We start from the raw sequence: 14,006 nt of genomic DNA on the forward strand, positions 1-14,006 counted from the left end.
AGGTCACATGCTCAAGATTCTTGCCAGCTTAGTCATGCTGCTCGGCCTGGCCGTACCGGCTCAGGCGGCAGCCACCCCGCAGCTCGAGGCGTATTTCACCGCCCCGAGCCTCACCGGCGCCACCGACGCCTCGCTGGAGACCAAGCTCAACGAGCTGATCGACCAGGCGGCGCCGGGCTCCACCCTCCGGCTGGCCACGTTCGTGCTCGCACGGGCCGTCATCAAGGACAAGCTCGTCCAGGCCGCGCGGCGCGGCGTGGACGTCCGGGTGGTGGCGGAGAAGACCGGGCACGACCCGCTTCTCGACCAGCTGGCCACCGAGCTCGGCCAGGGCCACGTGGTGTTGTGCGCGGACGCCTGCAACAGCACCGCCAAGGATGTCATGCACCACAAGTTCGCCGTCTTCAGCCGGTTGCTGGACGGCCGGACCGACGTGGTGGCGCAGAGCTCGCAGAACCTCGACGGCAAGTTCGGCGCCCATCAGAACATGCTGGTCAGTACCGGCGACGCCGGGCTGGCGGCCGGATATCGCGCAGTCTTCGACAAGCTGTGGTCGCAGCAGATCCACACCTGGTCGGGCTCCTTCACCTCCGACAGCGGCAGGGTCACCGTCTGGATGACGCCGCGTGCCGACGACCCGCTGGCGGCGGCGATCAACGCGGTCGAGTGCCCGGGTTCGATCCGGCTGGCGCACTCCCAGTTCGCGCTCGATCGCGTCGCGGTCAGAACCGCGCTGGTCGATCGCAAGAAGCAGGGCTGCTCGATCCAGATCTTCGTGCCCGAGGGCAACCAGACGACGGACGTGGCCAAGGAGCTCGCCAAGGACGGCCTCGTCGTCCACACCTTCCGTCCCGGCGGCTGCCACGAGCCCGTCTCGACCTGCGACGTGGACACCATCCACTCCAAGATCATGCTGACCGAGGACGCGCTGGGCAGGAAGCACGTCTACACCGGCTCGCACAACATCAACATGGGCTCGCTGACCACGGCCGACGACTCCATCGTCAAGGTCGACGACGCCGCGACCTACACCGCCTACGACGCCAACATGGATCTGCTGTACGAGCAGGCGATCAAGCTCGTGCCCGCCGTCTACCCCAACGCCGCCCTGCAGATGGCCGCCAACGACCCGGCCGACGAGCGCACCCCCAGAGCCTCCGCAGAACGCAACGGCTACACCGCCCTCACCTGGGAGAGCGGCGCTCAGGTCGTCGCGAGAATCTTCCGGTACGGCCGGCCCGTCACCGCCCCGATCCGCGTCGACATGGGCGGCGCCGGCTGCGCCACCGGCTGGAACCACATCCAGCCCTCGGCCGGAGTCGACGACGGCGGCAACGCCTACATCGCCTGGGCCGAGGACGGCGACTGCCGCGCCGAGCACAACATCGCCGTCCGCAAGCTCTCCGTCACCGGCCAGCTCGGCGCCCCGATCTGGGTCAACCAGCCGGAATGGCGCGGTGACCAGACACGGCCCCGGATCGCGGTCACCGGCGCCGGAGCGTTCACCGTGGTCTGGGAGGACGGCCCCACCTCGACCGTCCGCGCCGCCGGATACTCCTCCTCCCTCACCCGGCTCTGGGGCCCGGTTGAAGTCGGCGCCGGCAACCGGCCCGACGTCGCCGTGGACGCCTCCGGCGTCGCCACTGTGGTCTGGCAACAGGCCCCTCACGTGTACGGCAAGCGCCTCGGGGTGACCGGGACGGTCGTGGCGGGCCGTACCCAGATCAACACCAACAACGCGGGCCAGCACCTCGCCCCCGCGGTCGCGACCGCCTCGTCCGGAAACAGCGTGGTGGCCTGGAGCGACAACCTCGACGGCATCTGGCGGGTGCGCACACGTGGATTCACCCCGTCGCTGGCCGGCCGGTTCGCCGAGAGGCCGGTGAAGAACGGCCGCTACACCCTCGGCGACCAGGCTGACGGCAACCTGGAGTACCCGCCGCTCTGCCACCTGAACACCTGCGCCGTGCAGGGAACGCCGTCGATCGCCGCGGACCCGTCCGGCGGCTTCGTCGTCGGCTGGACCGAGACCGACATCTGGAACCAGTCCCGCACGCACGAGGTCTACGCCAAGGGCTTCAACGCCGACGGCTCGGCGACCGGACGCTTCCCGGCCGAGCGCATGAACCCGAACACGGTCGGCAACCAGTTCGCCACCGCGGTCAGCGCCGGGCCGGGCGGCTTCACCTACTTCTACACCGAGGACTTCAACGTCAACGGCTACGCGGACATCGTGGCCAGAACCGGCTTCACCAACACCGCTTTCTGACCACCACACCGGCCTGGGCAGATGGCCCGCGATGGTACGAAGGCCACCTTCCGATCCAGGACGATCATCTGCTGCGCCGAGTCGTCGACGACCCGATGCCGGGATCAGCGATAGGTGGGATCGGGGAGTGTCTCGGTGGTGATCGGGTGCCGGCGCATCGCGCGCGCGATCCGGGCCAGCCACTGGACCTGCGCCGCGGCGTTCGCCTGGTCGTGCGCGGGTGCCGGGTCGACGAAGCTCCGGATCGCGGCGGGGTCGTCCACCGGTGGCCGGCCCGCGCGTCTGAGGGAGATGGCGAGCGCGAGCATCTGGGCGGCGACGTCGGCCTCCGGGTCGAGCTGCCCGGAGGGATGCCGGCGTACCCGCTGCTCGGTTCGGGCGGACATCCATGGGCTGAGCAGGACGTAACCATCGAGGATCTCGACGGTCAGCCGGATGCGCCGGAGCCGGGGTTCGACCGGGCGGGGGCACAGGGCGATCTGTGGCACCGCGTCGTACATGATCTGCCAGAGCGGTCTGAGGCGCCGGCAGTCGCGGCGGGCGAGGAGGCTGTCGAGCAGGCGGTCCAGGCCGACTCTCGGGCCCCAGGCGGGAACGGTGCCACCGACGAGCACCGCCAGGATCGCGACGACATACAGCAACAGAACGACCTGGTCGAGCAGGACGGTGGACGCGCCCACGCTCGCGGCGATCATCGCCGCGAGTTTGGCCGCGATGTAGCCCAGCCCGACGAGCACTCCCACGGCGATCAGCCGGGTGCCGACGGCCAGGAGCGGGCGGGAGACGATCCGGGCATAGCGGATGGCGGCGATCGCGAGCTGCACCACCCACCAGCCGAGGCAGATCAGGTAGAGCACGGTGTGCGGGGCTTCGGAAGGGGTGGGGGTGGCGGTGTAGTACGCGATGCTGCGTACGTAGTCATCGGCGAGGTCGTACGGCGCCGGCGCCAGCGGGAACACGGCCGCGATGGCGGCGACGGAGGCCGCCGCGAGCGTCAGGTCGCGGCGAACCTGCCGGAGCGCGGGCTCGTCCTGCGCGGTGAGAAGGATGATCAGCGCGTGTCCCGCCGCGACCGCGACCAGCGTGAGGCAGTTCCCCAGCGCCCGGCTCAGGCCGAGGACGCCCAGGGCCAGGTCGAGTCGCGGGGCGATCGGCTGAACGGTCAGCGCCAGCGTGATCGCCGTCTGGGTGAGGCACATGAAGGCCAGGGGCCGGTTGCGCGGCCGGCGAACCAGATGCGCGATCTTGATCGCGGTCATGACCCAGCAGGCGAACGCCACGGCGAGCTGCGCCACCTGGATCGGCGTCACGGCCGGGGTGCACTGCCTTCCAGCGTCTCGATCAGCCGGGCGAGCTGCTCGGGGGCCGCCGACCGGCTCTGCGACAACGATGACCAGGTCTGCGTGCGCCGCACCGTCACCGTGCCGAACAGCTCCGCCCGCAGTTCGGCCAGTTCCGCGTAGGTGGTGCGCTGCTGGACCTTCTGCACCGTCGAGTGGTCCATCTCCGGGCTCAGCATCGCCACGAGTTCGCGGGGGTCCGCGGCCGCCGTGTCGTCGTCGAACAGCATGTGGCCGAGCTCATGGGCGATGATCTGGTACTGGCGGACGGGGCCGATGGAGCTGTCGAAGAAGACGTAGTCGGCGTGTTCGCCGGCGACCCAGAGGCCGTGCGGAGCGCGTACCGGGAGTTCTCGGGCGATGAGGTGAATCGAGCGGTCGCGGCGTTCCTCGACTCGGCCGCATAGCTCGGGGATCGTGAACGTTCCGGGTAACCCTAGGGAGTCGAGCAGCGCCTCCGACTGACGGCACAACTCGCCGACCTGCCGACGCCCTCGTACGCGAACATGAGCTCCGCTCGCCGCCACGGCATCAGTCTTGACCGAAGATCGCGACCGGTCAAGCCTGGCCGGTGTCACGCTTACGGGGCGGCTTGGGCGCGATCGATTCCTCCAACTGGCGCACCTGGTCGATCATGGCGGTGATCGCGTCGAGGGCGGCCGGAGACAGGTCGGCCTCCATGGCGCGCATGGCCAGGCGCTTGATCCCCGGATCGTTCAGGGCCTGGACCAGCCGCAGCCGCGCCTCGACCGCTTCGGCGTGCTCGTCGTCGACGTCCTCGTCGACGAAATAGCTGGGGCGCACCTCGAAGAAGCGCGCCAGCGCTTGGATCGTCTCCACCGACGGGTTGTCCCTGACGCCCTTGCGGAGGTAGCCGATGTAGCTGGCCGAGACGTCCGTCGCGGCCGCGACCTCGCTGTTGGTGTATTCCCTGTGCGCGTCTCGCGGCCGGACCGTCTCGAAGAGAAGGTTCAGCTTGTCGGCGAAGCTCTTACGGCCGTCTGCTGGCGACGCCATCCACTCATCCCTGCTTGACTATCGTGAATCTTGATCAACCTGGCTGCACAATGGTTGACCGTTCTGTGTTGACGTGGTTATGTCCCTTGTAGCGCTCGCACAACTATAGTGCAGCGCCGGACGCCGGCGGCAACTCAGCGACGCCACGCGTCCCACCCCCCCTGCAGCCGACCCAGGAGGTCGCTTCATGGCACACCGATCGCGCATCCGCATGGTCCTGGCCGGGTTATCCCTCGCCGGCCTCGGTCTTCTCGCCCCCATGGGCAGCGCCTCCGCCGCGGCCTCCCAGCTGGCACCGGACCAAGAGGTCCTGGGCTCACAGAAGGCCGCGGCCGCGGACATCAATTGCTGGACCACGATCCTGCAGCCGGGCGGCAACGGCACCATGATCCACATGTACTACCGGAACTGCGGGGGCGCCTCCGCGGTCATCGCCCCCACCAGCTACGCCGTCGCCTTTGACGGCTCCTACACCCATGTCAACCGCTGCATGGAGGTTCCGCCGGGAAGTATCGGGTATTGGCGGGTCGCGCCGTCCCACTTCCCGCCCGTTGACACGACCCGGTGGGGCTTCACCAACTGCATGTGGACCGGATAGCCGGCCGTCAACAGCATCAGAGGGACCCGTCCGGGATGCTCCGGACCGGTCCTTCGCCTGATCCCGCATGGTCGGCTGGCGCCCGCTCGCCGACCTCGACCCGTCGGCCACTAGGGCATGTTGTGGCGGCCGGGGGAGGGGAGGGCGTTGGTGGTGGCGACGGTGTGGAACCAGTGGCCGGACGCCTTGACGGTTCTGCGCTTGGTCTGATGGTCCACGTGGACGAGGCCGTAGCGCAGGGACAGGCCGTCGTGGAATTCCCAGCCGTCGAGCAGGCCCCAGACGAACGCGCCGCGTAGGTCGATCCCGTCCTGGATCGCGCGATGGGCGGCGATCAGGTGGTCGCGGAGGTATCCGATCCGGTCGTGGTCGTGGACCTCGCCGCCGGTGAGGCGGTCGGCGCGGGCGGCGCCGATCTCCACGAGGTAGACGGGGATCTTCCCGTAGGTGTCGCGTAGGGCGATCAGCGCGGTGTGCAGGCCGTCGGGGTCGTTCTCGTTGAAGGTGTCGGTGGCCGACAGTGCGTGTTCTCCTGGTTTGGCGGCCTGTACGGCCCGGCTGCTGCCGTAGTAGTCGACTCCGATGAAGTCGATCGGCGCCGAGATCGTTTCCAGGTCGCCGTCGCGGATCGACGTGTGGGGCCAGGCTTCGCCGTACCAGTCGATGAGAACTTCGGGGTAGTGGCCCAGCAGTTGCGGGTCGAGGACGATCCCGTTGTAGAAGGCGTCCAGGCGGGCGGCGGCGGCGACGTCGCGCTCCTTGGGCGATTTCGGTGCGGTGGGGATCAGCAGGTGCCAGTTGCCGATCTGGCCCTGGGCGTCGCCTGCGCGGAGTGCCTGGACGGCCTGTCCCTGGCCGAGGAGCTGGTGGTGGATGGCGATCAGGCCTTGGGACACGTCGGCCAGCATCGGCGGGTAGTAGCCGAGGAAATAGGCGTACTGGGTGAAGGACACGATTTCGCACATCGGCAGCCAGTGGGTGACACGGTCGCCCAGACGGTCATGGAGGACAGCGGCGTAGTCGGCGTACCAGTGCGCCATGTCCCGGTTGAGCCAGCCGCCGCGATCCTGGAGCGCTTGCGGGTGGTCCCAGGTGTACATGCCGCAGATGGGGGACATTCCGCCCGCGAGGGTCTCGTCGACCAGCCGGTCGTAGAAGTCCAGTCCGGCGTGGTTGATGGTGCCCGTGCCCTCGGGTAACACCCGAGCCCAGCTGACCCCGAAATTGTGGGAACCGAGCCCGCGTATGAGCCGCAGATCGTCGCGGTAGTGCCGGTAGAAGTCGGGCCCGTCCTCGACGGTCTCGCCCGTCGTCACGTTGCCCGGCGTACGTGACCAGGCATGCCAGATGGACGGGCCACCGCCGTCGGCGAGCGGCGCCCCCTCGTTCTGTACGCCGTTGGTGCCCACCCCCCAGAGAAAGCCCTGCGGAAAGGCGTGATTCGGGTCCAAGGTCATCATCTCCCTCCGTGATGCCGCCGACGTTAGCCCTGGACCATCCCTCTCCGCCTATGGGCTTGTGTCTCATTTGGCAGGTCAGTGGGCATGCGGAAGGATCACGCCCATGGAGGCACTCGCCCGCCGGCTGGTCCCCGACGCGATGTGGGAGGCGGCCCGTCCGCTCATGCCGGGCCCGCGTCCCAGGCGGCAGGGCGGCGGCCGGGCCGCGGCCGACGCGCGCACGGTCATGGCCGCGGTCGTCTACGTGATCACCAGCGGCTGCGCCTGGCAGCACCTGCCGCCCGTGTTCGGCGTGACCGTGCCGACGGCGCACCGCTGGTACACCCGCTGGACCAGCGCGGACTTGTGGCAGGGCCTCTGTGAGGCCACCGCCGACAATCCCGGCCTCGCCGACTGGACCAGGACGATCCGTGACTGTGCGGCATCTCGCGTGTACGACTGAAAATTCGCCAAACGAGAGAGCGTCATCTGGGGCGTTGGACGCAGGGGGTGAAGTAGGTCCTTCTCTTGTCCGTCTTGAAGTCGCGCAACCTCATCTCCAGGTAGTAGCAGACGTTGTACTTGGTCGGGCTCGTCCGGACGCCGACCCAGCTGGCCGTGCCGGTCGTGGGGATGGCCTGGTAGTGGACGGGTGCGTACTCGCCGTTTCCGGATACCCAGAACTGCAGCCACGACTTGTTGCCCTTGTGGTTCTCGTAGCGGCCGTACCTGATGCCGGCGCTGTCGATGCTGAGGCAGAAGGAGGGCAGGTCGGCCGCGCAGCCCTTCTTGGCCATCAGGCGGGAGCCGGTGTCCGCGCCGGCCGCTGACGGCAGCGACAGGAGTCCGGCGGCGAGCGCCGCGGCGACGATCACGATCTTGTGCGGGGGATTCACCATGACGGCCACGGTAGGGATGGCCCTTATAGATTCGCTTTTGGTCCTCAGCGGCGGTTGGCGATGCCGTCGAGGATCAGGGCGATTCCGGTGAGGAACTGCTCGCGATCGTCGTGCTCGCGCATCTGGTCGCTGATGGCGTGCATGAACGGGTAGTCGGCGGGGTCGAGTTCCTGCCACGCCGCCGACGCCGCCTCAAGGTACTTCTCGCGGTCCTCGTCGGACTCGGCGCCCGGGGCTTCGCCGCCGATGTGGGTCTGGCTGACGGCGCCGAGTATGTAGTGCACGAGCGTCGAAGCCGCGACGAACCAGATGCCCCGAGGCACGCCCAGGGCGCGCACCGGCCGGCCGCGTACGAGGAGGCCATGTTCACCCGCATGAGCCGGGCTGACGAAGAGACGGCCAAGCACCTCAGGGAGACGTTCGGCGACGTGATCGGATAAGACCGGCCGCTACTCCGGGCAGTCGCGGGGGTCGACGCTCTGTCCTGAACCGACGACGGAGATCTCGTCAGGGTTCTCCTGCAGGGCGGCGGTGGTGCACACGATCTGCTGGACGGCCAGCGGGGACAGTTCGCTGCCCGGGATGGACGGGTTCAGCACCAGCCGGCTGGGCGACTTGACGGTCACCGCGATCGGGTTGGCCTCGGGCGGGACGTCGGTGGTGAGGCCGCGTGCCCGTTCCTCCGCGGTGGGCCCCGCCGCCAGCTGCGCGAGGATGTCCGGCAGGAACATGGGACGGATACGCGGCCGCGTCACCCCGGTGAGCCGGCTGTTCTTGACCAGGTAGAGGGTGACCGTCATGGCCGGTGCGACGCTTCCGCTCGGCGGCGCGCCGGCGGAGATGGCGTCGCTGGGCCGTACGCCGCAGCCGGCCGCGGCGACGAGCGACACGAGGCCCGCGGCCAGCACGAGGCGGGCGCGTCCGGCCTTCACCCGGAGCCTCCGTCCGAATCGTCCGCCCGGCGCGGCAGGCGCAGCGTGAAGAGGGCGCCGCCGTCCGGGGCGTTGGTGACGCTGAGGTCGCCGCGGTGCAGGCGCGCGTTCTCCAGCGCGATGGCCAGGCCGAGGCCGCTGCCCTCGGATCTGGTCCTGGCCGCGCTGGCCTTGTAGAACCGGTCGAACGCGTGCGGCAGCACCGCCTCGTCCAGCCCCGGCCCGTGGTCGCGTACCTCCAGAGTGATCCACTGCGGGTCGGCGGAGAGCCGCACCGACACCGGTGGCGCGCCGTGCCGCAGGGCGTTGCCGACCAGGTTCGCGAGGATGACGTCCACCCGGCGCGGGTCCAGCCGGGCCGTCACCGTGCGGGGAAGGTCGGTGCGCACCTGCTCCGACCAGCCGCGGGCCCGCAGGGTCGCGGGGACCAGCTCGGCCACGTCGACCTCGTTCAGCGTGAGGGCCGCGACGCCGGAGTCGAACCTGCTGATCTCGATGAGGTCGTTCACCAGCTCGGTGAGGTTGAGCGTCTCCTGGCTGACCAGCCTGGCCGCCTTACCCGCGGTCTCGGGCAGCCGGGCCGCCTCCTCGTCGAGGATCTCGGCGACCGCGGCGAGCGCGGCCAGCGGGGTGCGCAGCTCGTGGGACACGTCGGCCACGAACCGGCGGGCGTCGGACTCCATCTCACGCAGCTGCGTGACGTGCTGCTCCAGTTCGGCCGCCGTGTTGTTGAACGTACGCGCCACGTCGGCCAGCTCGTCGGAGCCGCTGACCGCGATCCTGGTGCGCAAATCGCCCTCGCCGAGCAGGCGGGCCGCCCGGCCGAGCTCGCGCACCGGGCGCAGCACGCTGCGGGTGGCCAGCAGCGCCAGCAGGACCGCGAACGCCATGGCCGCCCCGCCGATGAGCCAGGCACGCGTGGCGAGCCAGTCGATGCTTTGCTGTTCGGGAAGCAGGCTGCTCGTGGTGTAGACCTCGATGCCGGACACCCGCGTCCGGCCCTGCTCGACGATCAGCAACGGCGCGCCGATGATCAGGTACGGCCGGCCGTCCCGCACCACGCGTTGCCACGTGATGTCGCCCTTGGCCACCTGCTCCCTGAGCCCCCGCGATAGGTCCTCCGGACCCAGGGACGGCGGCGTGTTCCCGCCCGGCCCCCTGCCCCACGGCGGGCCGGGCGGAGCGCCGGGCGGTGCCCCCTCCGGCGGGCCGACCTGCGCGTACGCCTTCTGGTAGATGACGAGCGCCGAGCTGTTTCTTTCGACCATGGTGGAGCCGATCCTGCCGAGCTCGGTCTGGTCCGGCGTCGAGGTCCGCAGCGGGAAGAGCGCCTCCAGACGGCTTTTCATCGCCTGCAGCGCGGCGTCCTGGGCCCGCTGCAGGATGTCGTTGCGGGCCTGGACGTAGATCCCGCCGGCCACCGCCGCCGTGGTGACCACACACAGCAGCGCGAACGCGGACAACAGCCGGGCACGCAGCCCCAGGCTCGGCCGAGGCGTCATCGGCGGCTCACACCGGCCCGAACCGGTACCCGAACCCCCGCACCGTCTGCACGTAGACGGGCGCCGCCGAGTCGTCCTCGATCTTCGCGCGCAACCGCTGCACGCACGCGTCCACCAGACGCGAGTCACCGAAGTAGCCGTGCTCCCACACCGAGTCCAGCAGCTGCTGGCGGCTGTGCACGCGGCCCGGCGTGCCGGAGAGTTCGAGCAGCAGGCGCAGCTCGGCGGGGGTGAGGCTGACCGGCACGCCGCGGTTGGTGACCACCAGCCCGGCCCGGTCGATGGTCAGCTCCCCGTGCCGCTCCAGCTCCGCCTGGTCCCGGCCGATCCGCCGGAGCACCGCGCGGATGCGCGCCTCAAGCACTCTGGGCTGCACCGGCTTGACCACGTAGTCGTCGGCGCCCGCCTCCAGCCCGGCCACCACGTCCATGTCGTCGCCGCGTGCCGTCAGCATGATGATCGGTATCTCGCCGATGGCCCGGATGCGGCGGCAGACCTCGAACCCGTCCATGCCGGGCAACATCAGATCGAGCACGACGACGTCGGGCGGGTCGGAACGCAGCCGGTCCAGCCCTTGCTCGCCGGACTCCACCGCGCCCACCCGATGCCCGTGCCGGGTCAGGGCCAGCTCAAGGCCCTCCCGGACCGCCGGGTCATCCTCGATCAACAACACTCGCGACACGCCGCCGAGTACCACAGCACGCTCCGTAACTCGTTCGCCGGTCAACTCCATCCACTGTCGGCCGGCCATGTCCCCGCCCCGTCCGCGGCATGTCATCGTTGTGTCACGGTCGCCGACGGGTGGTCGCCGTCGTCAAACGGTGACAATCGGCAGACGACGCACTCACATTCGGCGCCAATCGTAGTTCGTCATGAACGAACCACGCACCATCCCATCCCGGCCCCGAGATCGGCTGTTCGCCGTGGTCACACAGGTGCTCGCCGTACTCCTGCTGCCCGTGGCACTCCTCCGCGCCCCCGGCCGGGCCCGCGAACGGGCCTGCGGCTGGGCGTTGTGGATGCGCTTCCCGGCCGAGGATCTCACCGGGCTCACCGAGGGCGCCCTCGCGGCGTTCACGGCGGCGCGCACCGAGGCGTTCTGGCGGTACGGCCAGCTCATCGGCCTCACGTCGGGCCACCGCGATCCCCTTGTCCAGCAGCGGATGTTCGACGACGAGGTACGCCGCACCGGCTCCCCGGCCCTGGCCCGCATGCTCGTGCTACCACCGGCGGAGTCCTGCCACGTCCAGGGCATCGCGCTGGACGTACGCCCGCACGAGGGCGCGCGCTGGCTGGAGGAGCACGGCGCCCGCTACGACCTCTACCGCATGTACGACAACGAGTGGTGGCACTTCGAGCACCACCCGGAGTACGGCGGCATGCCGCCACGACGACGACCCCACCCCGGCGTGCGCTACGCGAGCGAGAACGGTAACCGGTATGTCAGCGGCGAGTAACAAGTCCGGGCTGCTCGGCCGGCGCCTGCGAGCGGCGCGCGAGCTGGCGTTCGTGGGACGCGAGGAAGAACTAGCGGCCTTCAACAAGGCGTTGTACGGCGGCAGCAGCGTTCTCTATGTCCACGGTCCCGGAGGAATCGGAAAGACGGCCCTGTTGCGCAGGTTCGCGCACGAGGCCGCGGCGGCGGGCCGGCCGGTCTCCCTGGTGGACGGGGACACGCTGGAGGCCGACCTGGTTCCCTACGATGCGGACGCTGTGCTGCTGGTCGACGACGTCGAGCAGGGCTTGGAGGGATGGCTGCGCGAGCGGTTCCTGCCGCGCCTGCCCGTGGGCGCCCTGGTGGTGATCGCCGGCCGGAACCCGCCGGACCTGCGCTGGCAGGCGGATCCGGGCTGGGCGGGGGCGCTGCAGGTGCTGCCGCTCGGTGACCTGCGGCCAGGAGACGCACAGGCCCTGATGGACGCCGGCGGGGTGCCGGCCGAGTCGCGCGGGCCGCTGCTGGCCTTCGCCGGCGGTCATCCGCTCGCGCTGCTGCTGGGGGCGGCCGTGACGGTGAAGGACGGCCGGCGGTGGAGGCCAAACCAGGACATGGTGGCCACGTTGCTGGATCAGCTGGTGGGCGAGCTGCCTTCGGCGGCGCACCGGCACGCCCTGGAGATCTGCGCGCACGCCTACACGACCACCGAGGACCTGCTGCGGGCGACCCTCCCGCAGGACGCCGGGACGTTGTTCCGGTGGCTGCGGCGGTTGCCGTTCATGCGGTCGAGCAGGTACGGACTGTTCCCCGACGACGTGGTGCGGGAGGTCCTGGAAGCGGACCTGCGATGGCGCGATCCCCAGGGGTACGCGGCGATGCGCGACCGTGTCCATGCGCATCTGGCCGACAGAGTGCGCACGGTGAGCGACGCGGACGTGCCCGGCGCGGTGGCGGCACTGCTCTACCCGCACCGCGACGACAGAACGCCGGCCGACCGCGACGACCCGGGCGAGTTCCGGGAGGACGTCATGCGAGAGGCAGACATCGGCACGCTCCTCCAGGAGGGCGCCGCGGCCTTCTGGGCGGAACGTCAGCCGGAGGCGTTCCGGCTGTATCGGCGGACCGAAACCGGCGAGCCCGTGGCCTTCGCCGCGTGGCTGCGGCTGGCGGAGCTAGACGAGGAGGAGCTGGCGGCCGACCCCATCGTGGCCAAGGCATGGGCGCACGCCCGTGCCACCACGCCGCTGCGCGCCGGTGAACATGTGGCGGTCGGCCGCACATGGACGCTGCCCCCGTATCGCGGGAACTCGCCGGTGACGGATCTGATCCGGTGGCGGGTGATCGGCAACTGCCTGCGCTCCGACCGGTTGGCATGGTCCTACATCGAGGACGCCGAGCGTTACGGGATGCGTGACATCTCCGACGACGCCCACACCCTGTTCGCGCACGACTGGCGCGCGGTGCCGGCGCGGGCGTGGCTGCAGGGGATGAACCAGCCGCCCGACGCCGTCGCGACACTGGCGGTGCTCTCCCGGGCGGAGTTCGCCGAGGCGGTTCGCCAGGCCTTGCGCCACCTGTCACGCAAGGACGCGCTGGCCGCCTCCCCGCTGACGCGTACCAGGCTGATCGCCGAGGGGGCCGGGGAGAACCCGGCCACGGCACTGGGCGACCTGCTCCGCCGGGCCATCGACGACCTGCGTGAGGACCCGCGCTCGGCCAAGTTCCACCGGGCGCTCACCGTCACGTTCCGGAGCGGCACCCCCACCCAGGAACTGGCCGCCGAACGCCTCGGCCTCCCCCTCACCACCTACCGCCGCCACCTGACCGCCGGAATCGAACGCGTCCGCGCCGACCTGTGGCACCGGGAGCTGTACGGCGCCTAGTCGGCGAGCGCGAAGCCGGCCGCCGCCTCCGCGTGCAGCCGGGCGCTCGGCAACACCGGAATGGGGCTGTCCTTGTCGCTGATCAGCAGCTCGATCTCCGTGCAGCCGAGGATGACGCCTTCAGCGCCGTCGTCGGCGAGGTCATGGATGATCTTGGTGTACGCATCCCTGGACGCGTCGCTGAGCACCCCGCGCACCAGTTCTTCGAAGATCACCCGATGGACCAGTTCCCGCTGCTCACGCCGGGGGACGACCACGTCGAGGCCATGGGCGGCCAGCCGATCCCGGTAGAAGGGCTCCTCCATGGTGAAGCGGGTGCCCAGCAGGCCGACCCTGCGCATGCCCCTGGCGCGGATCTCGGCGCCCAGGATGTCGGCGATGTGCAGCACCGGGACGCTCACCGCCCGCTCCACGTCGTCGCTGACCCGGCTGAACGTGTTGCTGCAGACGAGCAGCAGGTCGGCGCCGGCATCCTCCAGGCTGCGGCCCGCGCCGGTCAGCAACGTGCTCACCTCCCCCCAGCGGTCGGCGAAGATGAGATCCTCGACGGTCGTGTAGTCGACCGACCAGATCAGGCTGTTGGCGGAATGGCTGCCGCCGAGCCGCTCGCGTACCCGCTGGTTGATGATCTGGTAGTAGACCACTGTCGATTCCCAGCTCAAGCCGCCGATGAGACCGATCGTGCGCATGGA

15 protein-coding genes are annotated in these 14,006 nt (G+C 70.1%); 5 read left to right on the top strand and 10 right to left on the bottom strand.

Annotated elements, in window-relative coordinates; genetic code table 11:
• The first annotated feature begins 7 nt into the window (after nt 1-7).
• A complete protein-coding gene (locus tag HNR40_RS46625) occupies nt 8-2,269 on the top strand; it encodes a phospholipase D-like domain-containing protein (RefSeq protein WP_184973480.1) in 2,262 nt (753 codons plus the stop codon).
• Nucleotides 2,270-2,373: 104 nt separating this feature from the next.
• On the opposite strand, the gene HNR40_RS46630 is transcribed toward HNR40_RS46625, so the two are convergent.
• The 3 genes from HNR40_RS46630 to HNR40_RS46640 all read right to left on the bottom strand — a co-directional run bounded on the left by HNR40_RS46630 (nt 2,374) and on the right by HNR40_RS46640 (nt 4,626).
• Nucleotides 2,374-3,579 carry an MAB_1171c family putative transporter gene (locus tag HNR40_RS46630; protein ID WP_184973482.1) on the bottom strand — a complete coding sequence of 402 codons (1,206 nt, stop codon included), beginning with the start codon at nt 3,577-3,579 and terminating at the stop codon, nt 2,374-2,376.
• Nucleotides 3,576-4,082 (bottom strand): hypothetical protein, encoded by a 507-nt coding sequence (locus tag HNR40_RS46635; RefSeq protein WP_184973484.1) that lies wholly within the window; start codon nt 4,080-4,082, stop codon nt 3,576-3,578. The genes HNR40_RS46630 and HNR40_RS46635 overlap by 4 nt, the downstream gene beginning before the upstream one ends.
• Before the next feature lie 85 nt (nt 4,083-4,167).
• Nucleotides 4,168-4,626 (bottom strand): helix-turn-helix domain-containing protein, encoded by a 459-nt coding sequence (locus HNR40_RS46640; protein ID WP_184973486.1) that lies wholly within the window; start codon nt 4,624-4,626, stop codon nt 4,168-4,170.
• A 187-nt stretch (nt 4,627-4,813) separates the two neighbouring features.
• Here HNR40_RS46640 and HNR40_RS46645 point away from each other — a divergent pair, with 187 nt between their 5' ends.
• On the top strand, nt 4,814-5,224 hold the full coding sequence (locus tag HNR40_RS46645; RefSeq protein WP_184973488.1) for a hypothetical protein: 411 nt from the start codon (nt 4,814-4,816) through the stop codon (nt 5,222-5,224).
• Nucleotides 5,225-5,334: 110 nt separating this feature from the next.
• Here HNR40_RS46645 and HNR40_RS46650 read toward each other — a convergent pair whose 3' ends face one another.
• Complete coding sequence (locus HNR40_RS46650; protein ID WP_184973490.1) at nt 5,335-6,675, bottom strand: glycoside hydrolase family 1 protein; 1,341 nt, start codon at nt 6,673-6,675, stop codon at nt 5,335-5,337.
• Between the two features lie 112 nt (nt 6,676-6,787).
• On the opposite strand from HNR40_RS46650, the gene HNR40_RS46655 reads away from it, so the two are divergent.
• Nucleotides 6,788-7,126 carry a transposase gene (locus HNR40_RS46655; RefSeq protein WP_184973492.1) on the top strand — a complete coding sequence of 113 codons (339 nt, stop codon included), beginning with the start codon at nt 6,788-6,790 and terminating at the stop codon, nt 7,124-7,126.
• A 22-nt stretch (nt 7,127-7,148) separates the two neighbouring features.
• On the opposite strand, the gene HNR40_RS46660 is transcribed toward HNR40_RS46655, so the two are convergent.
• The 5 genes from HNR40_RS46660 to HNR40_RS46680 all read right to left on the bottom strand — a co-directional run bounded on the left by HNR40_RS46660 (nt 7,149) and on the right by HNR40_RS46680 (nt 10,678).
• Nucleotides 7,149-7,562, bottom strand: a complete 414-nt coding sequence (locus tag HNR40_RS46660) for a hypothetical protein (RefSeq protein WP_184973494.1) — start codon at nt 7,560-7,562, stop codon at nt 7,149-7,151.
• Nucleotides 7,563-7,606: 44 nt separating this feature from the next.
• Entirely contained in the window at nt 7,607-7,900 is a 294-nt protein-coding gene (locus HNR40_RS46665; protein WP_221341668.1) for a TetR/AcrR family transcriptional regulator C-terminal domain-containing protein, read from the bottom strand.
• 111 nt (nt 7,901-8,011) lie between these two features.
• Nucleotides 8,012-8,494, bottom strand: a complete 483-nt coding sequence (locus HNR40_RS46670; RefSeq protein ID WP_184973498.1) for a hypothetical protein — start codon at nt 8,492-8,494, stop codon at nt 8,012-8,014.
• Nucleotides 8,491-9,996, bottom strand: coding sequence for an ATP-binding protein (locus HNR40_RS46675; RefSeq protein ID WP_184973499.1), 1,506 nt, complete (start codon nt 9,994-9,996; stop codon nt 8,491-8,493). Before HNR40_RS46675 ends, HNR40_RS46670 begins: the two co-directional genes overlap by 4 nt.
• 7 nt (nt 9,997-10,003) lie before the next feature.
• A complete protein-coding gene (locus tag HNR40_RS46680) occupies nt 10,004-10,678 on the bottom strand; it encodes a response regulator (RefSeq protein ID WP_184973501.1) in 675 nt (224 codons plus the stop codon).
• A 190-nt stretch (nt 10,679-10,868) separates the two neighbouring features.
• Between HNR40_RS46680 and vanY-N the strand changes: the two genes are divergently transcribed.
• The gene (gene vanY-N, locus HNR40_RS46685) at nt 10,869-11,453 is read left to right on the top strand and encodes a D,D-peptidase/D,D-carboxypeptidase VanY-N (RefSeq protein WP_184973503.1); all 585 of its coding nucleotides are present in this window, start codon (nt 10,869-10,871) and stop codon (nt 11,451-11,453) included.
• Complete coding sequence (locus HNR40_RS46690) at nt 11,437-13,314, top strand: ATP-binding protein (RefSeq protein WP_184973505.1); 1,878 nt, start codon at nt 11,437-11,439, stop codon at nt 13,312-13,314. The genes vanY-N and HNR40_RS46690 overlap by 17 nt, the downstream gene beginning before the upstream one ends.
• Here HNR40_RS46690 and HNR40_RS46695 read toward each other — a convergent pair.
• Nucleotides 13,311-14,003, bottom strand: a complete 693-nt coding sequence (locus HNR40_RS46695; RefSeq protein ID WP_184973506.1) for an aspartate/glutamate racemase family protein — start codon at nt 14,001-14,003, stop codon at nt 13,311-13,313. The genes HNR40_RS46690 and HNR40_RS46695 overlap by 4 nt on opposite strands.
• Between the last annotated feature and the right edge of the window lie 3 nt (nt 14,004-14,006).

Origin of the sequence: Nonomuraea endophytica (genome assembly GCF_014203235.1) — a bacterium.
Taxonomy (GTDB): Bacteria; Actinomycetota; Actinomycetes; order Streptosporangiales; family Streptosporangiaceae; genus Nonomuraea; species Nonomuraea endophytica.

Bases quoted from the DNA above. Each gene is read 5' to 3' on its own strand.
- HNR40_RS46625 (WP_184973480.1), top strand. From the start codon at position 8: ATGCTCAAGATTCTTGCCAGCTTAGTCATGCTGCTCGGCCTGGCCGTA.
- HNR40_RS46640 (WP_184973486.1), bottom strand. From the start codon at position 4,626: ATGGCGTCGCCAGCAGACGGCCGTAAGAGCTTCGCCGACAAGCTGAAC.
- HNR40_RS46645 (WP_184973488.1), top strand. From the start codon at position 4,814: ATGGCACACCGATCGCGCATCCGCATGGTCCTGGCCGGGTTATCCCTC.
- HNR40_RS46655 (WP_184973492.1), top strand. From the start codon at position 6,788: ATGGAGGCACTCGCCCGCCGGCTGGTCCCCGACGCGATGTGGGAGGCG.
- HNR40_RS46660 (WP_184973494.1), bottom strand. From the start codon at position 7,562: ATGGTGAATCCCCCGCACAAGATCGTGATCGTCGCCGCGGCGCTCGCC.
- HNR40_RS46675 (WP_184973499.1), bottom strand. From the start codon at position 9,996: ATGACGCCTCGGCCGAGCCTGGGGCTGCGTGCCCGGCTGTTGTCCGCG.
- vanY-N (WP_184973503.1), top strand. From the start codon at position 10,869: ATGAACGAACCACGCACCATCCCATCCCGGCCCCGAGATCGGCTGTTC.
- HNR40_RS46690 (WP_184973505.1), top strand. From the start codon at position 11,437: ATGTCAGCGGCGAGTAACAAGTCCGGGCTGCTCGGCCGGCGCCTGCGA.
- HNR40_RS46695 (WP_184973506.1), bottom strand. From the start codon at position 14,003: ATGCGCACGATCGGTCTCATCGGCGGCTTGAGCTGGGAATCGACAGTG.